The organism is Arthrobacter sp. zg-Y919, from assembly GCF_030142045.1.
Taxonomy (GTDB): domain Bacteria; phylum Actinomycetota; class Actinomycetes; order Actinomycetales; family Micrococcaceae; genus Arthrobacter_B.
In genome coordinates this window covers 64,234-83,795 of sequence record NZ_CP126242.1, presented here as the reverse complement: position 1 = coordinate 83,795, position 19,562 = coordinate 64,234, and the positions used below count along the sequence as shown (strand labels likewise).

18 protein-coding genes and 1 riboswitch are annotated in these 19,562 nt (G+C 67.3%); of the genes, 7 read left to right on the top strand and 11 right to left on the bottom strand.

Annotated features, from left to right (window positions below):
• Positions 1-10 precede the first annotated feature (10 nt).
• Complete coding sequence (locus QNO10_RS00400) at positions 11-646, top strand: hypothetical protein (RefSeq protein ID WP_229945713.1); 636 nt, start codon at positions 11-13, stop codon at positions 644-646.
• Between the two features lie 19 nt (positions 647-665).
• Here QNO10_RS00400 and QNO10_RS00395 read toward each other — a convergent pair whose 3' ends face one another.
• On the bottom strand, positions 666-1,514 hold the full coding sequence (locus tag QNO10_RS00395; protein ID WP_229945716.1) for an HAD family hydrolase: 849 nt from the start codon (positions 1,512-1,514) through the stop codon (positions 666-668).
• A 55-nt stretch (positions 1,515-1,569) separates the two neighbouring features.
• A complete protein-coding gene (serS, locus tag QNO10_RS00390; protein ID WP_229945719.1) occupies positions 1,570-2,844 on the bottom strand; it encodes a serine--tRNA ligase in 1,275 nt (424 codons plus the stop codon).
• Between the two features lie 67 nt (positions 2,845-2,911).
• Between serS and QNO10_RS00385 the strand changes: the two genes are divergently transcribed.
• Positions 2,912-3,985: a diacylglycerol/lipid kinase family protein gene (locus QNO10_RS00385; protein WP_229945721.1), complete on the top strand. Its 1,074-nt coding sequence runs from the start codon at positions 2,912-2,914 to the stop codon at positions 3,983-3,985.
• A 61-nt stretch (positions 3,986-4,046) separates the two neighbouring features.
• Here the strand turns inward: QNO10_RS00385 and QNO10_RS00380 are convergent, their stop codons facing one another.
• From QNO10_RS00380 to QNO10_RS00365, 4 genes are all read right to left on the bottom strand, one after another.
• Positions 4,047-4,310 carry a hypothetical protein gene (locus QNO10_RS00380; RefSeq protein WP_229945724.1) on the bottom strand — a complete coding sequence of 88 codons (264 nt, stop codon included), beginning with the start codon at positions 4,308-4,310 and terminating at the stop codon, positions 4,047-4,049.
• A 124-nt stretch (positions 4,311-4,434) separates the two neighbouring features.
• On the bottom strand, positions 4,435-5,409 hold the full coding sequence (locus QNO10_RS00375) for a DNA topoisomerase IB (RefSeq protein ID WP_229945727.1): 975 nt from the start codon (positions 5,407-5,409) through the stop codon (positions 4,435-4,437).
• Between the two features lie 49 nt (positions 5,410-5,458).
• Positions 5,459-6,439, bottom strand: coding sequence for a prephenate dehydratase (pheA, locus tag QNO10_RS00370; RefSeq protein ID WP_229945729.1), 981 nt, complete (start codon positions 6,437-6,439; stop codon positions 5,459-5,461).
• On the bottom strand, positions 6,436-6,762 hold the full coding sequence (locus tag QNO10_RS00365; RefSeq protein WP_229945732.1) for a rhodanese-like domain-containing protein: 327 nt from the start codon (positions 6,760-6,762) through the stop codon (positions 6,436-6,438). The genes pheA and QNO10_RS00365 overlap by 4 nt, the downstream gene beginning before the upstream one ends.
• A 150-nt stretch (positions 6,763-6,912) precedes the next feature.
• On the opposite strand from QNO10_RS00365, the gene QNO10_RS00360 reads away from it, so the two are divergent.
• Positions 6,913-8,313, top strand: coding sequence for an amidase (locus QNO10_RS00360; protein WP_229945736.1), 1,401 nt, complete (start codon positions 6,913-6,915; stop codon positions 8,311-8,313).
• 7 nt (positions 8,314-8,320) lie between these two features.
• Here QNO10_RS00360 and QNO10_RS00355 read toward each other — a convergent pair whose 3' ends face one another.
• Positions 8,321-9,307 (bottom strand): MsnO8 family LLM class oxidoreductase, encoded by a 987-nt coding sequence (locus QNO10_RS00355; RefSeq protein WP_229945738.1) that lies wholly within the window; start codon positions 9,305-9,307, stop codon positions 8,321-8,323.
• Between the two features lie 210 nt (positions 9,308-9,517).
• Between QNO10_RS00355 and QNO10_RS00350 the strand changes: the two genes are divergently transcribed.
• Together QNO10_RS00350 and QNO10_RS00345 are read left to right on the top strand one after the other, a co-directional pair.
• On the top strand, positions 9,518-10,987 hold the full coding sequence (locus QNO10_RS00350; RefSeq protein ID WP_283995851.1) for a peptide MFS transporter: 1,470 nt from the start codon (positions 9,518-9,520) through the stop codon (positions 10,985-10,987).
• 131 nt (positions 10,988-11,118) lie between these two features.
• A riboswitch (SAM riboswitch) is annotated at positions 11,119-11,243 on the top strand.
• An 18-nt stretch (positions 11,244-11,261) separates the two neighbouring features.
• The gene (locus QNO10_RS00345) at positions 11,262-12,467 is read left to right on the top strand and encodes a cobalamin-independent methionine synthase II family protein (RefSeq protein ID WP_229945740.1); all 1,206 of its coding nucleotides are present in this window, start codon (positions 11,262-11,264) and stop codon (positions 12,465-12,467) included.
• A gap of 22 nt (positions 12,468-12,489) precedes the next feature.
• Here QNO10_RS00345 and QNO10_RS00340 read toward each other — a convergent pair whose 3' ends face one another.
• Positions 12,490-12,852 carry a hypothetical protein gene (locus QNO10_RS00340; RefSeq protein WP_229945742.1) on the bottom strand — a complete coding sequence of 121 codons (363 nt, stop codon included), beginning with the start codon at positions 12,850-12,852 and terminating at the stop codon, positions 12,490-12,492.
• 132 nt (positions 12,853-12,984) lie between these two features.
• On the opposite strand from QNO10_RS00340, the gene pgm reads away from it, so the two are divergent.
• Positions 12,985-14,616, top strand: a complete 1,632-nt coding sequence (pgm, locus tag QNO10_RS00335) for a phosphoglucomutase (alpha-D-glucose-1,6-bisphosphate-dependent) (RefSeq protein ID WP_229945744.1) — start codon at positions 12,985-12,987, stop codon at positions 14,614-14,616.
• A gap of 72 nt (positions 14,617-14,688) precedes the next feature.
• Here the strand turns inward: pgm and QNO10_RS00330 are convergent, their stop codons facing one another.
• Entirely contained in the window at positions 14,689-16,098 is a 1,410-nt protein-coding gene (locus QNO10_RS00330; RefSeq protein WP_229945746.1) for an aldehyde dehydrogenase family protein, read from the bottom strand.
• Complete coding sequence (locus QNO10_RS00325; protein WP_229945748.1) at positions 16,095-16,964, bottom strand: SDR family NAD(P)-dependent oxidoreductase; 870 nt, start codon at positions 16,962-16,964, stop codon at positions 16,095-16,097. The genes QNO10_RS00330 and QNO10_RS00325 overlap by 4 nt, the downstream gene beginning before the upstream one ends.
• Positions 16,965-17,107: 143 nt before the next feature.
• Between QNO10_RS00325 and QNO10_RS00320 the strand changes: the two genes are divergently transcribed.
• Positions 17,108-18,421, top strand: coding sequence for a uracil-xanthine permease family protein (locus QNO10_RS00320; RefSeq protein WP_229945751.1), 1,314 nt, complete (start codon positions 17,108-17,110; stop codon positions 18,419-18,421).
• Here QNO10_RS00320 and QNO10_RS00315 read toward each other — a convergent pair whose 3' ends face one another.
• On the bottom strand, positions 18,422-19,531 hold the full coding sequence (locus tag QNO10_RS00315) for a glycerate kinase (protein WP_229945754.1): 1,110 nt from the start codon (positions 19,529-19,531) through the stop codon (positions 18,422-18,424).
• Between the last annotated feature and the right edge of the window lie 31 nt (positions 19,532-19,562).

The following is a 19,562-nucleotide window of genomic DNA, read 5'->3' as shown; positions in this document are numbered from 1 at the left end:
TGCTGGGGCCATGCATTATGTGCTGACCATTAACCAGCGGGATTCCCGGGAAGTCGGGGATCTGGTTCCGGACCTGATCCGGTCCCTTCGTCACCTGCCGGCGGCGGTTCCCTTCCAGCGCACCGTCGGCGATGAAGCCCAGGGTGTGCTCACGGATGCCTCGGCTGCGGTGGAGGCCGCGCTGACGGCGGTCCGGGAACGCCGCTGGCATGTGGGGGTGGGGGTGGGTGAACTCCAGCTTCCGCTGCCGGACGATCTCCGGGACGCGCGGGGCTACGGACTCGTCTACTCCCGCCGGGCGGTGGAACGGGCCCAGCGCACGGGTGACCGGGTCCCGCTTGCCGTGGATGGGCCGGATGCGGAGCTGGCAGCGGAGGCGGAAGCCGTGCTGCGCCTGCTGGGCCTGATCGTGGCGGCCCGGACCGACGCCGAGTGGAAGGTCCTGGACCTCATGACACCCGGAGCGCGTGGACAGCAGAAGTTCGTTGCCCAGGAACTGGGAATCACCGCGCAGGCAGTGAGCAAGGCGGTGGTCCGGTCGCATTGGAGCGAGGAATGGGCCACCCGGCCTGCCGCCGCACGCCTGCTGGGCCTGGTGTATGGGCCGGCGTCCCTGCCGCCGGCCGCGCTGCCCTACGGCGCCTGACCGCGCCCGGGAAGGGCAGCTAGGCTAGGCCCCGCAGTACGCTGGCCAGCACGCTGGCCGCGCCGTCTTCGTAAACGGTGCCGGTAACTTCGGATGCCGCCGCGAGCACCTCTTCCGGTGCCTGGCCCATGGCCACGCCCCGGGAGGCCCAGTCCAGCATCTCGATGTCATTGCGGCCGTCACCCAGGGCGACGGTCAGCGTGGGATCCACCTCCAGGCGGCGGCGGACCTGTTCCAGGGCACTGGCCTTGGTCACGCCGGCCGCGGCAATGTCGAGCCAGGCTGTCCAGCCCACGGAATACGTCACACCGTGCAGGCCGATCGCCCCCACCGCGGAGCCGAATTCCTCGGCCGTGCTGTCGGTGCTGAAGACCACCACCCGGACGGCCTGTGCCTCGAGCAGGGCCTCAAAATCCACCGCGAGGGCTTCGGCGCCGAAGCTCGCGTCCTGGAAGCGCTCGGTGGAAAGGAACCGTCCTTCGGCGTCTTCGAGGGCGAACTTCGCCGTCGGGAGCTTTTCCCGCAGCGCGGCGAGAGCCGGTTGGGGATCAAAGACCACGCGGTCCAGCACTTCGTAGCCGTCTTCCAGGGACGGATCCAGACGAAGTGTCACCGCGCCGTTGGAGCAGACGCAGTACCCCTCGGTCAGGCCCAGGAGTTCGAGGATCGGCAGCGCGGCCCCGTAGGACCTGCCCGTCGCCACCACCAGATGGTGTCCGGCCTGGATGGCCTCGCGTGCCGCATTGCGCACACCCGGGGACATGTGGCCGTCGTGGTCCACCAGTGTTCCGTCTACATCCAGGGCTACCAGGTGCCGCTTGTCAGGGGTTCGCTGGTCTTCGATGCCAGCGGTACTCAAAGTTGTCATCGTTTTATCTAAGCAGATTCGGCCGGAGGGCGGCTAGGACACCGAACCCTCGGACCTAGAGGACCGGAAGAACCTCCAGGCCGCCCAGGTACGGCTGCAGTGCAGCCGGCACGTTAACGGAGCCGTCCGGGTTCTGGTGGTGTTCCAGGATGGCGACGATCCAGCGGGTGGTCGCCAGCGTTCCGTTCAGGGTGGCCACGGCGCGGGTGCCCTTGCCTTCGGCCTGGCGTTCGCGGATATTCAGGCGCCGGGCCTGGAAGGTGGTGCAGTTGGAGGTGGACGTCAGCTCGCGGTAGGCGTTCTGGGTGGGAACCCAGGCCTCGCAGTCGAACTTCCGGGCCGCGGACATACCCAGGTCGCCGGCAGCCGTGTCGATGACCCGGTAGGGCAGCTCGACCTTGGCCAGCATTTCCTCTTCCCAGGCCAGCAGCCGGCGGTGCTCTTCCGCGGCGTCCTCCGGCCGGGTGTAGACGAACATTTCCACTTTGTTGAACTGGTGGACCCGGATTATGCCGCGGGTGTCCTTGCCGTGGGAACCGGCTTCCCGGCGGTAGCAGGAGGACCAGCCGGCGTAACGGACGGGTCCGCCGTCGAGCTCGAGGATTTCGTCGGCATGGTAGCCGGCCAGCGGCACCTCGGACGTGCCCACCAGGTACAGGTCGTCTTCGGCGAGCCGGTAGATCTCGGCGTCGTGCGCCACGTCGAAGCCGGTGCCCTGCATCGTCTCGGGACGCACCAGGGTGGGGGTGATCATCGGGACGAACCCGGCCTTCACGGCCTGGTCCATGGCCATGTTCAGCAGTGCCAGTTCCAGCCGGGCGCCGACGCCGCGGAGGAAGTAGAAACGGGAGCCGGACACCTTGGCGCCGCGCTCCATGTCAATGGCGCCCAGCAGTTCGCCGATTTCCAGGTGGTCGCGGGGGGCAAATCCCTCGGCCTCGAAGTCGCGGGGCTTGCCGACCGTCTTGACGACCTCAAAGTCGTCCTCGCCGCCGACGGGCACGCCGTCGGACACCAGGTTCGGGATCCGGCGCAGCAGTGCGTCGGATTCCGCCTGGATGGCGTCGGCCTCGGCGCCGGCGGCCTTGACCGCGGCAGCCAGTTCCTTGACCTCGGCCAGAAGGGCCTGCTTCTCTTCGCCCTTGGCCTGTGCCACGCGCTTGCCGAAGGCGTTCTGCTCGGCGCGCAGGGTCTCGTAGCGGGTCCGGGCGTCGCGGCGGGCGGCGTCGGCGGAAATGATCGCGTCCACAATGCTCTCGTCGGCCAGCCGGGCGCGCTGCGAGGCTCGGAATTGTTCAGGGTTTTCGCGGAGCTCATTTACATCGATCACGATTCAAGAGTACCGAAAACCTGCCCGGCCTTTGATCCGCGGTGTGACGGCTATTCTGGGATGCATCATGCCCGTTGAAATTACGCTCTTCCTTGTCCTCTGCACCGCCCTGCTGGCTTCCGCGGCAACCTGGGTTATTGCAGGCACCCGAACCCGGCGGCGGGCAGCAGCGGACGCGGCAGTATTCGCCCCGCGGGGGGCGGCGCACCAGCGGGTGGCCATGGTCGTTAATCCCATCAAGGCGCTGGCCGCCGACGCCGAAGCGGTGCTCAGGACCGCGTGTGAACTCGCCGGCTGGGATCCGCCCCTGATTCTGGAAACCACTGTGGACAGCCCCGGCTACCTGCAGGCGCTGCAGGCACTGGAATCGGGGGCCGACGTCGTGCTCGCTGCGGGCGGGGACGGCACCATCCGTGAGGTTTCGCGGGCCGTGGCGCATTCCGGTGCCGCGCTTGGGCTGATTCCGCTGGGCACGGGCAACCTGCTGGCCCGCAACCTGGACATCTCCGTCGCCGACCTGACGGGAAACATCCGTAACGCCCTCCACGGAGACGTGCGGCGGATCGATATGGCCGACATCCTGCTCGAAGACTCATCGACCGGCCAGCGCTCCCACAATGCCTTTCTGGTGATGGGCGGCATTGGACTGGATGCCCAGGTGATCGCCGCAACCCGGGACGGCCTGAAAAAGCGGGTGGGCTGGCTGGCCTACAGCGAAGCAGGCGTGCGTCTGCTGCCGGGGCGCCGCACGCGGATGTCCGTCAGCCTGGACGGCGGGCCGGCGCAGTCCCAGAAGGTCCACAGTGTGCTCGTGGCCAATACCGGACGGCTGCCCGCCGGCATCGATTTCATCCCCGACGCCGTGGTGGACGACGGCCTGCTCGACGTCGTCATCATCAGCCCGCGCAGTGTCCTGGGCTGGGCCTGGGTGGCGGGCAAGGTGATGACGCGCTATCCCAAGGACCTCCCGGTGATCAGCCACCACCGGGTCCGGAAAATCACGGTGACCGTCGCGGAACCCACACAGACCCAGCTCGACGGCGACCTGACCGGCCCGGCCACCAGCATCACGGTCGAGGTGGATACCGATGCCCTGCTGGTCCGGGTGCCGCCCTCGCAAGTGCTGCCGCCGAAGGCCTAACAGCCGGAAGCAAAAAGCGGCGCCGCACCGGTGGGTGCAGCGCCGCTTCCAGGGGAAGGCGTTACTTGCCGTCCTGGGTGCCTTCGGCGTCGGTGTAGCCGCCTTCGCGGTCCTCGTCCGTCTTGGCGCCCTCTGCCGCGGTGTACTTGCCTTCGTCCTCGAGGGAGGACGGGGAAGCCTGCTCGCGGATCAGTGCCTCTTCCTCGGCAAAGCGGATGTCGTTGCCCTGGTCGCCGACATCGCCGCGGTAGTTATCGTCATTGGTGGAAACACCGCTGGGCTTCGGGTCCTTGAGCTGCTCTTGTTCGTTGGGGTACTCGCTCATGCCGGCACCTTCCTTTGGTTGTCCAAATTTGTTGGTTGTCCAAATCTGGAGTGGTCGTCCAGAGCGCCAATACTGCACGCGCCTTCCATCAGCATACTTATCGCCGGTGCCCGCGGAAACCCGCTTAATCCTCGAGCATCATCCGCACAGCCGTCTCCGACGCGGAAAACCCGGTTACCGGAATCACGCGGCCGTCAAAGAACCGGTCCACCACGCGCGGGTCGATGTAGGACTTGCGGGCAATGGCCGGCGTGTTGCCCAGGTGCTCGGCAACATCGCGGGCCGTGGCCGCCACGGCCTTCTGCTTGGCCCGGGTGGTAACGGCCGACGGCGCCAGGCGGGCCAGGGACATTGCGGCGACGACGGTGGCCTGCCAGGTACGGAAATCCTTGGCACTGAAGTCCCCGCCCGTCACTTCCTTCAGGAAGGCATTGAGCTGGGCGGCATCCACACTGTGCCAGGCTCCGTCCACCCCCAGGTAGGCCAGCGCCGTATCCGCGCCGGGACGCCGGAGCATGGGATCGATGGCCGCCGCAAGGTCCGCATCCTTGATCGAGGTGTGCCATTCCTGGCCGCTCTTGCCCGGGAAGTCGAAGCGCACCTCGGTTCCGTCCAGGCACACGTGCTCGATGCGCAGCGTCGTGGTGCCGTAGGAGCCGTTGGCCTCGGCATATCTGGTCCCGCCGACCCGCAGCGCCCCGGCGTCGACAATCCGCAAAGCCGCCGCCAGGGCACGCTCGGGCCCGCAGCCCTCTGCCCGCAGGTGCTTGGTGATCAGCCGGCGTGCGGCGGGAAGGGACTGGGCGAACTCGAGGGCGCGGTCGAATTTCTCGCGGTCCTTCATTTCGCGCCAGTGCGGGTGGTAGATGTACTGCTTGCGGCCCGCCCCGTCGGTTCCCGTGGCCTGGATATGGCCATTGGGATAGGGACTGATCCAGACCTCCGTCCAGGCCGGCGGAATCGCCAGCGAACGGATCCGGGCCAGGACGGCACGGTCGGTAATGATCCCGCCGCGGACATCCCGGTAGCTGAAGCCCTTGCCCCAGCGCCGCCGGGAGTAGCCGGGATGTTCGCAGTTGCTCCGCCGCAGTCGACCCATGGTGCGCACCTTTCACGCGCCGCTGCCTGACCGGCAGCGGCTTCTCGCCCTAGTATCCGTTCAGTACGGACTCGAGCCAAATGTCGGCGGCGCGGAACGCCTCGTCACTGGTATGCCGGGAAATCTCCGTCTCGCGCTGGTCCGCCCGCGGATAGGAACCCAGGAAGCGCAGCTCCGGGCTGATCCGGTGCAGGCCCTTCAAGGCGTCCGCCATCCGGGCGTCCGCCACATGGCCGTCTGCGTCAATGCTGAAGAAGTAGTCGCCAAGGAACACCCCCGTGGGACGGGACTCGATCCGGCTCAGGTTCACGCCGCGGGTGGAGAAGTGCTCCAGGATCTCCATCAGGGCTCCCGGGTGGTCCTCGGGAAGGGGAACCACCAGGGTGGTCTTGTCCGCTCCGGTGGGTTCGGGCAGCAGGCCGGGCAGGCTGATCATCACGAACCGGGTCACTGCGTCCCGTACGTCGCCAATATCCTCCCCGAGCACCTCCAGCCCTCTCCGCCGCGCAACCAGCGGGGAACAGATGGCCGCTTCGAAGCCCGGCTCCGGGCCCCCGAGTTCCACGGCGGCTGCCGCCGTGGAGGACGCGGGAAGATATTCCGCGTCCGGAATATTTGCTGCCGCCCATTCGCGGCACTGCGCCCACGCGTGCGAATGCGTGGAGACAGTGCGGATGTCGGCCAGACCGGTCCCCGGACGCGCAGCCAGGACAAACGTAATCGGCACCAGGACCTCACGCAGGATCCGCAGCGGGGTTCCCGCGGAAAGCGCATCGAGGGTGGCACTGACCCCGCCTTCGACGGAGTTTTCGATCGGAACAACCGCAGCGGTCGCCTGTCCGGAACGGACCATTTCCAGTGCCGAATTCACGCTGGGGGCCGGAATGCGGACCGCGTCCTGGGCGCCAGGAATGCTCAGCAGGGCCGCCTCCGTAAAGGTGCCTTCCGGCCCGAGGTAGGCGTAGACTACGGCTTCCCCTTCCGGACCGGAGTGGTGCGGGGCGGGGCGGGTATCGGCGGCGGACGTCATTTAACGGTCGGTTCCTGCCCGTTGTCGGAGACCATGGGCTTGCCCGCTTCGAGCCAGGCACCCATCCCGCCATTGACGTTCACTGCGGAGTAACCGTTGGCCTCCAGCCACTGGGTGGCGCGGGCACTGCGGCCGCCGGTGCGGCAGATGACGGCCAGGTCCTGATCCGGATCCAGGTCATCGAGGGCTTCGGGCAGCCGGTCGAGCGGGATGTGGAGGGCGCCGTCGACGTGCCCGGCATCCCACTCGTAGTCTTCCCGGACGTCGAGGATCTTTGCGCCCTCGGGGATGGTCTCTACGGTTACGCTCTGCATCTCGCTCATCGCTGCCCTCACTGTCGTACGGCTGATCGCCCTGCACCGCTCCCGGGAACGCCCCGGGTCCCGCTGCGCAGGGCCGTTTTCTCCAGCCTATAGTGGGACGCGGTCCGGGAGAATAAACGCCCGGATCCAGCATGCAACGAAAGGTATGCAATGCCCGCTCCCCACGAGATGACCGCCGTCGAACTGCGGGATGCCCTGGCCTCCGGCAGTTTGGGCGCCGAGGAAGTCACTGTCCACTATCTCCGGCGGATCGAGGAGCTCAACCCGGCGCTGGGCGCGTTCCTGACGCCGACGCCGGAGCAGGCCGTGGCGGAAGCGCGGGCGGCTGACGTCCGCCGCGCCCGGGGAGAACGGCTGGGCCTGCTGCATGGGATGCCGCTGGCACATAAGGATCTGACCGATGTGGCCGGCGTCCGCACCACCCTGGGCAGCGCCGCGCTGGACCCATGGGTGGCGGAGGACGACGCGCCGCTTCCGGCCGTCCTGCGCCGCGCCGGGGCAATCAGCCTGGGCAAAACGCAGGTCCCGGAATTCGGGCTCAGCAGCTACAGCGAAAACCAGGTGGGTCCGCCCGCCCGGAATCCCCGCGATCCGCGGCTCAGCCCCGGCGGATCCTCCGGTGGAAGTGCCGCGGCAGTGGCCGCGGGTTTGATCCCCTTTGCTCCGGGAACCGACGGCGGCGGGTCCGTCCGCATTCCGGCAGCGGCAACCGGCCTGGTGGGCCTGAAGCCGAACCGGGGCAGGGTCCCGGCCGGATCGGCGCAGCAGGACCTGGGCCAGTTCGTCGTAGCCGGCCCACTGGCCCGGAGCGCCGCCGATGCGGCGCTGCTGCTGGACGCGATGGTCGACGAACCCAATTACCGGGCCACCAGCGCCGCTGCTGCCCCGGGAACCTTCCTGGCGGCGGCGCTGCGGGCCGAGGGACGGTTCCGGATCGGCGTCAGTACCCGTTCACCCTTCGAATCCCGGCTGGATATCCGGCTCGATCCCGAGGCCGTGGAGGCGCTCGACGCCGGCGTTGCCGCCCTCACCCGCGCCGGCCACGATCTGGTGGACACGGATCTGAGGTACGACGAGCGTTATCCGGACGCGTTCCAGGTGGTGTGGACCGCCGGGCTGGCGACCGCCGCTCTGTCCCCGGGCGGCGAGGAGCGGCTGACGGACCTGGCCGCGGTGATGCGGCGGAGGGCACTTCAGCGGAGTGCGGCGGACCTGGTGGCCGCCGTCGACGTCCTCCGGACCTTCGAGCTGGAGACCATCCGGCAATACAGCGCCTACGACATGGTCCTGACACCGACCCTGGGCATGACGCCGCGGCCCGTTGGCTGGTACGCCGGCGAGGGCGGAAGTGCCGAAGACCGGGCGGATGAGGACTACGCACGCCAGTGCCAATACTCCCCTTTTACGTCCATGGTGAATGTCTGCGGCCTTCCCGCCATTACCCTGCCGGTGCTGGACACCGCCGCCGGCCTGCCGATGGGTATCCAGTTGATCGGCCGGCCCGGCGCCGAAGCGGACCTGCTTGCCGTCGCCGGCCAGCTGGGCTACTGACCTCCGGCTAGAACAGTCCGGCAAGCAGGCGGTCGGATTCCCGCTGCCCCTCGACGTCGAAGGCGCCGCCGGTCACCAGCAGTTCGGCCGCTCCGGAGGAAGCCACCAGTTCCTCAAGGCGTTGCTGCACCTGGCCGACGGTTCCATAGACAGACGTGTCAAGGGTGCCGCGGACCAGGTCCTGGTGCCGCGGTGACGGGTCGGCGCCGCCGGCGGCGCTGGACAGCGCGGGAAAAACACCCTTGGTCCGGGAAGCGGCCAGTGCCTGCGCTTCGGGCAGCAGCAGTTCCTCGGCAGCCTCCTCGGTCCCGGCCACCGCAATGTTGACGGCAGCCACGACATAGGGGCGTGGGAAGCGGTCCGAGGGGCGGAAGGCGGCGCGGTAACGCTCCAGCGCACCGGCCCGGCCGGCGCTGTTGGTCCGGAATAACGCCGGGCCGCCCAGAACGACGCCGAGTCCGGCCCGGGCGGCTATCTCCACACCTGCACCTGTGGCCAGCACAAAGACGGGCGTTCGGCCGCCGTCCTGCGGGCGGGCGGTGATGGGCGCGGTGCCGTCGAGGTAGGCCAGCAGTTCCGCCAGGTGCGCTTCGAACTGTTCCGCCTCGGCCTGCCCTGCCCGCAGCGCGGTCCGCACCGCCGGTGTGAACCCGATGGACCGGCCCAGGCCAAGGTCGATCCGGCCGGGATTCAGGGCCTGCAGGGTGGCCGCCTGTTCGGCCACCACCAGCGGCTGATGGTTCGGCAGCATGACACCCCCGGAACCGATCCGGATGCTGCTGGTGTGCGCTGCCAGGGCAGCCATCAGGACGGCGGGCGCAGATCCGGCGATTCCCGCCACTGCATGATGCTCGGCCACCCAAAAGCGGCGGTATCCGAGCACTTCCGCCGCCTCCGCGCGCTCAAGTACGGCACCGAGCGCATCAGCTTCGGAAAACCCTTCCCGCGAGTTGGCGCGGTCAAGGATGGAGACGGGAACACTGAGGCTGGCCATACCTGTACCAACCCGCCCGGTGGTGAGGGAATTCCGCGCCGGACGTGCAAATCCCGGCGTCATGCAGGCACCCAAGCATGTAATGCGGGCCGGATTGGCCCATTTACGTGTGACCTTCCCCACGTGCGGGCAGGGAAGGTTCGCGTTCCCCGGCGGATTCTTTCGGTTGTGGCTGCATTCACCCCTCCCGGGGGTGGGAATATTAAACTCGTGAGCCATACCCCCAGTACCCCAGGCGTAAAAGAAGCGCGTAAAACCTTCTTCGGCCATCCCCGGATGTTGGCCAACCTCTTCAGTGTTGAGCTGTGGGAGCGATTCTCCTTCTACGGCATGCAGGGCATCCTGCTGTACTACATGTACTACAGCACCACCGACGGCGGCCTCGGCATCGACGAAGCCATCGCCGTCTCCCTGGTCGGTGCGTATGGCGGTGGCGTGTACCTCTCCACCATCCTCGGTGCATGGCTGGCGGACCGCGTCTTCGGCGCCGAACGGGTGCTGTTCTACGCCGCCGCACTGGTCATGCTGGGCCACATTTCCCTGGCCGTGCTTCCCGGCGCCGTCGGACTGGCCGCGGGCCTGATCCTGATCGCCCTGGGTTCCGGCGGCGTCAAGGCCAATGCGACATCGCTCGTCGGCACCTTGTACGACGAGAAGGACCAGCGGCGCGACGCCGGCTTCTCCATCTTCTACATGGGCATCAACATCGGTGCCCTGATCGGCCCGATCCTGACCGGTCTGGCCTGGACCGAGTACGGCTTCCACTACGGCTTCGGCCTGGCCGCCATCGGCATGGCCATCGGTCTGGTGCAGTACGGCGTAACCCGCAAGAACCTGCCCGAATCCGCACATCATGTAGCCAACCCGCTCCCGAAGCAGCAGTACATGAAGGTCGGGCTCATTGCCGTGGCCGGTCTGGTTGTTATTGCGCTGGCCGTTGTCTTCAACATCCTGACCGCCAAGAACCTCGCCGTGGTCATGGCGGCCGTGGCCATCGTGGCTTCCGTCGCCTACTTCGTCATCATCCTCAGCAGCAAGAAGGTGAACCAGGTGGAACGCCGCCGGGTGTACTCCTTCATGCCGCTCTTTATTGCCAGCGCTGCGTTCTGGGCCTTGTTCCAGCAGCAGTTCACGGTGGTTGCCATGTACGCGGACACCTCCCTGAACCGCAGCATCTTCGGCTGGGAAATGCCGCCGAGCTGGGTGCAGTCCATTAACCCGGTCTTCATCATCATCTTCGCCGCGGTCTTCGCCGGTGTGTGGACCAAGATGGGCGACCGCCAGCCGTCCTCCCCGCTGAAGTTCGCCATGGGCCTGGCCGTGATGGGCCTCGCCTTCCTGGCCTTCATTCCGTTCTCCGGAGGTGCCCCGAACAGCACCCCGCTGCTGGCCATGGCCGGGATCCTGCTGCTGTTCACCTTCGCTGAACTGTTCCTGTCCCCGATCGGCCTGTCGGTGGCAACCAAGCTGGCTCCGGAAGTCTTCCGGACCCAGATGGTGGCCCTGTTCTTCCTGTCCGTCTCCCTGGGCACCACCCTGGCCGGCTGGCTGGCACAGTTCTACGATCCCGCAACCGAAGTCAGCTACTTCACCTTCAGCGGCGTCACCGCAATCATCCTGGGCATTGCCCTTGCCGCGGCGACACCGTCGATCAAGAAGCTCATGGGCGGCGTGCGCTAGCAGCACCCCGCACCACTGCAGCAGGGACGGCGGCACCGGAACTCTCCGGTGCCGCCGTCCTTTTTTGTGTCCGCTTGTGTCCTCAGACATACTTGGCTGCACCCCAGGGACGTGGTTAGGATGGGTCCCAGCTTCAGGAGACACGGCCGCCAAGCTCCGACTTGGCCGTGCACCAACCCCATGCTTCGCGGGTGGTTCGGATGACGAAGCGGCCTGCACCGCCCTTCCGGGCGTCCGGTGCCGGCAAGAGCACTGCTTCCCAAGGATGACTGCCATGCGCAAAAGCACTGACCGCATTTTGACCACCCACGCCGGTTCCCTTCCCCGTACTCCTGAACTGCTGGCCGCGAATGCGGCACGCGAAGCCGATCCCGCAGACACCGGGGGGTACGCGGAGCTGCTGCAGGCCGCCGTCGCCGACCTGGTGGCCCGCCAGCTGAAGGCCGGCATCGACATTCCGAACGACGGCGAATACGGCCACGCAATGTCCGCCGACGTCGACTACGGGGCCTGGTGGTCCTATTCCTTCTCCCGGCTCGCCGGCCTGAGCGTGGCCGAAACGGGAATCTGGGACATGGGGCCGCACCGCTCCGAACCGGGCAGTGTGGTCCTCACCAGCTTCGGCGACCGCCGCGACCGGCAACGCTTTTCCGCGGCCTACTCCGACCCGTCGTCGGGCATCACCACGGGCGCGCAGAAGGTCTTCCCGAAGGTCACGGGCCCGGTGGAATACACGGGGTACGACGCCGTGGCGAACGACATTGCCAACCTCAAGGCGGGACTGGCGTCGGCGGGGCTGACGGAAGGCTTCCTGGCGTCACTGTCCCCCGGGTCCTGTTCCCGGATTGCCAACGAGTACTACGCCACCGAGGAAGAGTTCATTTACGCGTGTGCGGACGCCATGCACGAGGAATACCTGGCCATTGCCGACGCCGGGCTGATTGTCCAGATCGATGACCCGTCCATCGCGGAGAACTGGGACCAGATCAATCCCGAACCGTCCGTCGAGGACTACCTGAGGTTCACGCAGGTCCGTGTGGAGGCCCTGAACTACGCCCTGCGCGGCATCCCGGAGGAACAGGTCCGGTTCCACCTATGCTGGGGCTCCTGGCACGGGCCGCACACCACGGACATCGAGTTCCGGCATCTGGTGGACACCCTGCTCCGGATCAACGCGGGCGGCTACAGCTTTGAAGCCGGAAACGTGCGGCACGAGCACGAATGGCGGGTCTGGGAGGACACCAAACTGCCGGACGGCAAGGTCATCCTCCCCGGCGTCGTCTCCCATGCCACCAACGTGGTGGAGCATCCGGAACTGGTGGCGGACCGGATCGAGCGTTTCGCCGGGCTGGTGGGACGGGAAAACATCATTGCCTCCACTGACTGCGGGCTGGGCGGACGGGTGCATCCCCAGATCGCGGCCGCCAAACTCGAGGCCCTGGGCGAGGGTGCCCGGCTGGCAAGCAGCCGGCTCTGGTAACCCAACAGCGGTGCCAGCCCCGTCAGCGGTCCAGCCCCGCACTGACCAGCACGAACATGCCGCTCACGGCGGCCAGTGCGCCCAGCGCGCAGATGGTGTTGAACGCCGCCGCTCCGGCCTGCCGCCGGCCCCGGGCGAAGAGGATACCGGCAGTAATCCACGCCGCGGCCAGGACCAGGACGGCCAAGGGGCCGGCGGCGAAACCCGCAGTGTTTTCCGCCCAGCTGGGCAGCCGGAACGCTGCCCGCTGCGTCCAGAAAAACCACAACACCGGGGCGGCGCAGAGGTAAAGCACGTTAAAACCCACCATCAGCGCCCGGGTGCCGCGGCGCAGGCCCTGCGGCACACGCTCCCGTGCTGGACCAAAACCGCCTGAAACAGCCACAATGCTCTTCCCCCTGACACGCCCTGGCTTCCCGCCGCCAAGACTTCGGGATAGAGCCTAAGGCCCCCGGCCCCGGTTTCCCTGCAGGGCCGTGTCTGCCGTCTGCGCCGTTTCTTTGGCATGCTTAGGGGTATGTCTAATCGTGCCGGCCAGCGTGCCGAACCTTCCGACCTTGTAGATCTCACTGCGCTTTTGGACGCCTATTACGACGTCGTCCCGGATCCAGCCAACGTTGCACAGCGCGTGGCGTTCGGAACCTCCGGGCACCGGGGCTCCTCCCTCAACGGTGCCTTTAACGAGCAGCACATTGCCGCCATTACCCAGGCGATCGTGGAGTACCGCACGTCAGCGGGCATCACCGGACCGCTGTTCATGGGCAAGGACACGCATGCACTGTCCGAACCGGCACAGAACACGGCACTTGAGGTCCTGGCCGCCAACGGCGTGAACGTACAGATCGACGCGCGCAACGGCTTCACGCCCACCCCCGCCGTCAGCCACGCCATCCTCCGGCACAATGCCACCCGGACCGAGCAGGCCGACGGCATTGTGGTCACCCCGTCACACAACCCGCCCGCGGACGGCGGCTTCAAGTACAACCCGCCCACCGGCGGGCCGGCCGGTTCCGATATCACCAACTGGATTGCGGACCGCGCCAACGAGCTGCTGGAAAACGGCCTGGCCGGCGTCCGCCGCATCCCCCTCGGCGAAGCGCGCCTGGCGGACTCGGTGGGAACCTACGACTTCCTGGCGCACTATGTGGAAGACCTCCCCGCGGTCCTGAACCTCGACGCCATCCGCAGTGCAGGACTCCACATCGGCGCCGATCCCCTGGGCGGTGCCTCCGTGGACTACTGGGGCGCCATCGCCGAGCGGCACCACCTGAACCTGACCGTGGTCAACCCCAACGTGGACCCGCAGTGGGCCTTCATGACCCTGGACTGGGACGAGAAGATCCGCATGGACTGCTCCTCCCCGTACGCCATGGCATCCCTGATTTCGCGGGCCGCGGACTACGACATTGCCACCGGCAACGACGCCGACGCCGACCGGCACGGCATTGTCACCCCGGACGCGGGGCTGATGAACCCGAACCACTACCTCGCAACCGCCATCGACTACCTGTACCGCAACCGCTCCGGCTGGAGTTCCGACGCCATGGTGGGCAAGACCCTCGTCTCCTCGTCCATGATCGACCGCGTCACCGCCGATCTGGGCCGGGTCCTGATGGAGGTTCCGGTCGGCTTCAAGTGGTTCGTGCCCGGGTTGCTCTCCGGCGAAGCCGCTTTCGGCGGCGAGGAGTCCGCCGGCGCTTCCTTCCTCCGCCTCGACGGCCAGCCGTGGAGCACTGACAAGGACGGCATCCTGCTGGCCCTGCTGGCCTCGGAGATGACGGCAGTGACCGGCAAGACCCCGTCCCAGCGCTACCGCGAGCTGACAAACCAGTTCGGCGATCCCGAGTACGCCCGCGTGGACGCACCGGCCACCCGGGACCAGAAGGCAGCGCTGGCCAAGCTCTCGCCGTCGGACGTCACCGCCACCACCCTGGCCGGCGAAGAGATCACGGCCCGCCTGACCGAGGCACCCGGCAATGGGGCACCCATCGGCGGGTTGAAGGTGACCACCGAGAATGCCTGGTTCGCGGCGCGGCCCTCCGGTACCGAGGATGTCTACAAGATCTACGCCGAGTCCTTCAAGGGCGAGGAGCATCTGCACCAGGTCCAGGCCGAAGCCAAGGCCATCGTGGACGGCGTCATTTCCTAGGTTCCGTTGCGCAAGCAGAAGGGGTGCACCTGCAGGTGCACCCCTTTCCGCTTTAAACAGCGTGCCTGCCGGTCAGAGGAGCCGGCGCAGGATCCGTTTCTTCAGCCCCGTATAGGGCGGGTATGCGAAGCGGAGGGTATCCAACAGGGTGCCCTTGGTGAAGACCGGCCGCAGCTGGCTGAACGTATCGAAGGAATACCTGCCGTGGTACGCACCGGTGCCGCTGGCGCCCGCACCGCCGAACGGCAGGCCCGGCACGGCCAGCTGCACGGTGCTGGCATTGTGGTTGATGCTGCCGGCCCGCACCCCTGCTTCGAACGCCTTCCGGTCCGCGGCGGAGTCGCTGTACAGGTACGCGGCCAGCGGCACCGGGCGGGAATTGATGAACTTCATTGCCTCCGCCAGGTCCCGGACCTCAAGGACCGGCAGGATGGGGCCGAAGATTTCCTCCTGCATCACCGGCGAATCCGGAGCCACATCCGTGAGGATGGTCGGTTCCAGGTACAGGCTGCCGCGGTCGCTGCGTCCGCCGGACAGGACCGTTCCGCTGTCCAGTAGTCCCACCAGCCGTTCCCAGTGCGCTTCATTGACGATCCGGCCCAGGTCCCTGCTCCGGGACGGATCCTTGCCGAACTGTTCCGCAACTGCGCGGACCAGGTGCTTTTTCAGGGCCGGGGCGGCCTCCTGCGTCACCAGGACATAGTCAGGGGCCACGCAGGTCTGCCCGGCGTTGAGCAGCTTCCCGAACACCAGGCGGCGGGCGACGGCGGCCCAGTTGCCGTCCAGTACCACGGCCGGGGATTTTCCGCCCAGTTCCAGGGTGACCGGGGTCAGGTGTTCGGCGGCTGCCTGCAGCACAATCCGGCCCACACGTTCCCCACCGGTGAAGAAGATCGAATCGAACCGTTCCTTCAACAGGGCGGTGCTTGCCTCCTGCCCGCCCTCGACCACGGCCACGGCGGCGGGGTCCACATAGCGCGGCAGCAGGTCCGCCAGCACGGCCGACGTCGCCGGGGCGAGTTCGCTGGGCTTGAGCACGGCCGCGTTGCCTGCGGCCAGCGCGCCGACCAGCGGTGCCAGGACCAGCTGCACGGGATAGTTCCAGGGACCGATGATCAGCACCACGCCCAACGGCCGGGGTTCGGTCCGGGCCGACGCCGGCTGCAGCCCCAGCGGGACCGGAACGCGTTTGCTGCGGACCCACGTTTCCAGATGCTTCAGGGCGTGTTCCGCTTCGGCCCGCACCAGTGAAAGCTCAGTGACGTAGCTTTCCAGCGGATTCTTGCCCAGGTCTGCTGCCAGTGCCTCCGCCAAGTCCTGTTCCCGTTCAGCGAAGAGGCGGACCAGTCCCTGGAGCTGTTCCCGCCGCCATGCCAGTGGCCGGGTACGGCCGGAATCAAAGGATTCCCGCAGGCGGGCCAGCACGGCAGGAACGGCACCAACGGCGGCATCAGGGGAGAACGCAGACACCATTTCGCTCATGACTGGGTGCTTCCGGAAGCTGCGGCGTCCGGGGCAGCCGGTTTCCGGCCGGTGAAGTGGTCCATGGATTGGTACACCTTAAAGACCCGTCCGGCCACCACGTCCCAGGCCGGCTGCGGCAGCACATTGCGCAGTGCGCTGCCCAGGGCCACTGTCCACGGGAGCTGGAGCCGTGCCTTCCCGGCGAGGAGTGCCTCCCATGCCTTGTCGACCACGTACTGCGGTTCCATCAGCGGCGTCAGCAGCGGTCCACGGGCACCTTCAAACATCCCGGTCTTGATGTAGCTGGGAATCAGCGTGGTCACGGCAACATGGCCGTTGCCGGACTCGGCCAGTTCCAGGCGCAGCGAGTCGCTCCAGCCAATAACGGCCCACTTCGACGCGGTGTACACACTCATTTTCGGCACGGACAGCGTGCCGGAGGCGGAGGCGACGTTCAGGATGCGCGCCGGTGTGCGGCGCTCGATCATGCCGGGCAGGAAGGCACGGGTCACCTGCATGGGGGCGAGCGTGTTGACCTGCATCACGGCATCAATGTCCGCCTCCGGTGCGTGTTCCCAGAAGTACTTGCCGCGCACAATCCCGGCATTGTTAATCAGGATGTCCGGAACGCCGGCCTCCCGGATGACCTGCTCGGCTGTGGCCGTAATGTCCGGCAGGGAGGCAACGTCCACCGCGTAGGGGTAAATGGCGGATCCACCGAGTCCGCGCAGTTCCCCGGCGGTGTCGGAAAGGGCCTGCGCATTGAGGTCCCAGAGCACCACCGCTGCCGCCCCTTCGCGCACGGCGCGCTCTGCGTAGAGGCGTCCCATGCCCATGGCTGCCCCGGTAATGAGGACTACTCGTCCTGAAACTGAAATGCCCATGCTGCTCCATCGTCTGATCGGTTTAAACCCGAGACCGTCAACCACCCTGCACTGCTCTACGGTGGTTCGTATGCAACGTAACATCCCGGCAATCGTGGATGGTTACAATCTTGCCTAAACACCCCTCCCCGGAAGGCACCACCATGAGCAGATTCGGCACGGACTGGACCCTTCACGGAGACGGTAAAACCATCCAGCCGGGTACCTACGTTGCTCCGGAGGAGCGGTTGAGCTGGCCGCGGACCATTGGCATCGGTTCCCAGCACGTGGTGGCCATGTTCGGCGCGACGTTCCTCGTGCCGCTGCTGACCGGTTTTCCGCCGGCCACTACCCTGCTGTTCTCGGGTATCGGCACCATCCTGTTCCTCATCATCACGGCGGGCAGGGTTCCCAGCTATCTGGGCTCCAGCTTTGCGTTCATTGCTCCGATTGGTGCAGCCACCAATGCGCATGGTCCCGGTGGGGCGCTGGGCGGCATCATCATGGCTGGCTTTGTCCTGTTCCTGGTGGGCCTTGCGGCACAGGTTGCCGGTACCCGGTGGATCCAGGTCCTGATGCCGCCGGTGGTCACCGGCACCATCGTGGCCCTGATCGGGCTCAACCTTGCCGGGTCGGCGCGGGATAACTTTGAGCAGGGACCGCTCACCGCCACCGTCACCGTAGTGGTGATCCTGTTGACCACCGTCCTGTTCAAGGGGTTCCTGGGCCGCTTGTCGATCCTGGTGGGCGTAGTGGCGGGCTACATCACCGCCATGCTCCAGGGCGAGGTGGACTTCCAGGCCATCGGCGACGCGGCCTGGATCGGGCTGCCCGAATTCATGACCCCCACCTTCCATTTCTCGGTGATCGGCCTTTTCGTTCCGGTGGTCCTGGTGCTGGTGGCGGAGAACATCGGGCATGTGAAGTCCGTGGCAGCGATGACCCGCCGCGACCTGGACCCGTATGCCGGCCGGGCACTGATGGCCGATGGCCTGGCCACCATGCTGGCTGGATCCGGCGGCGGTTCCGCCACCACCACCTATGCGGAAAACATCGGCGTCATGGCCGCCTCCCGGGTGTACTCCACGGCTGCGTACTGGGTGGCCGGCATTGTCGCCATCCTGCTCAGCCTGTTCCCGAAATTCGGCGCGATGATCGCCACGGTTCCCGGCGGCGTGCTGGGCGGCGCCGGCGTCGTCCTCTACGGCATGATCGGCATCCTGGGCGTGCGTATCTGGGTGGACAACCGCGTGAACTTCTCGAACCCGATCAACCTCTCCACCGCGGGGTTGGGCCTGATCATTGCCATCGCGAACTTCACCTGGATTGTGGGCGGGCTGGAATTCGGCGGCATTGCGCTGGGCACCGGCGCCACCCTGATCGCCTACCACGGCATGCAGGCGATCGCCCGCTGGCGGGGAACCGATCCGGACGAGCCGCAGGAGGATGCCGGGGCCAAGCCCAGCAGGCTCGGCTAGTCAGGCCCCTTCCAGGACCTGGCGGGTGGCCCAGGCAACGTACTTGGCGGCCTGGTCCATGGCGTCCTGCGGCCGCTGCACCACGTCCAGCAGGCTCACGGCCGCCACGATGCCGTATTCCTGCAGCTCGTCGGGGGTGAGGGTGATCCTGCCCGCGACGGCAACCACGGGGATCCCCGCATCCCGGGCGCGGGCAGCCACGGCCAGGGGCGCCTTGCCGTAGCGGGACTGCGCGTCCAGTGATCCTTCCCCGGTAAGCACAAGGTCGCAGCGGCGGAGCGCTGCGTCCAGTCCGGTGAAGCTGCTGAGCAGTTCAAAGCCGGGATTCAGCGATGCCTTGGTAAACGCCAGGAACCCGGCGGGGAAACCGCCTGCCGCGCCGGCACCGGGGATATCGACGTCGACGCCGGTGGCGGACTGCAGCAGCCGGGCCCAGTTGCCCAGCGCCTCTTCGAGGACCGCCTGCGCCTCGGCATCGGCACCCTTCTGCGCACTGAACACCGCTGCCGTGCCAACCGGGCCCAAGAGCGGATTCGTCACGTCGGCAGCAATTTTCAGGTCCACCTCGGCCAGCCGCGGATCCAGGCCGGAAGCATCCAGGGATGCCGCGCGCAGCAGGCCCGCTCCCCCGGGAGGTACCGGGATCCCCGTGTCGTCGAGGATCCGGATTCCAAGTGCAGCCATCGCGCCGGAACCGCCGTCGGTCATGGCCGAACCACCGATACCCAGGATGATGGTGCGCGCTCCGGCGTCCAGGGCTTCGAGAATCAGCTGGCCGCTGCCGTAGCTGGTGGCCGCCAGGGCGGCTTCGGGCGTGGGATCCAGCAGGGCCAGGCCGCTGGCCCGGGCGGTTTCAATCAGGGCAGTGTCTTCGGTGAGGGCCCAGACTGCCGTGACCTCCCGGCCCAGCGGTCCCGTGACACGGGCGGTGCGGGACTGGGCACCGGCGGCCAGTGCGGCGTCCAGGGTGCCCTCGCCTCCGTCCGCCACGGGAACCGCGGTGACGTCGGCGTCCGGGTAGACAGCCAGCACGCCTTCTCCCATGGCTGCGGCGGCCTCCGCCGCACTGAGGGAACCTTTGAATTTGTCCGGGGCAATGACTACGCGCATGCCTCCATCCTGCCAGCCGGGACTGACAGGG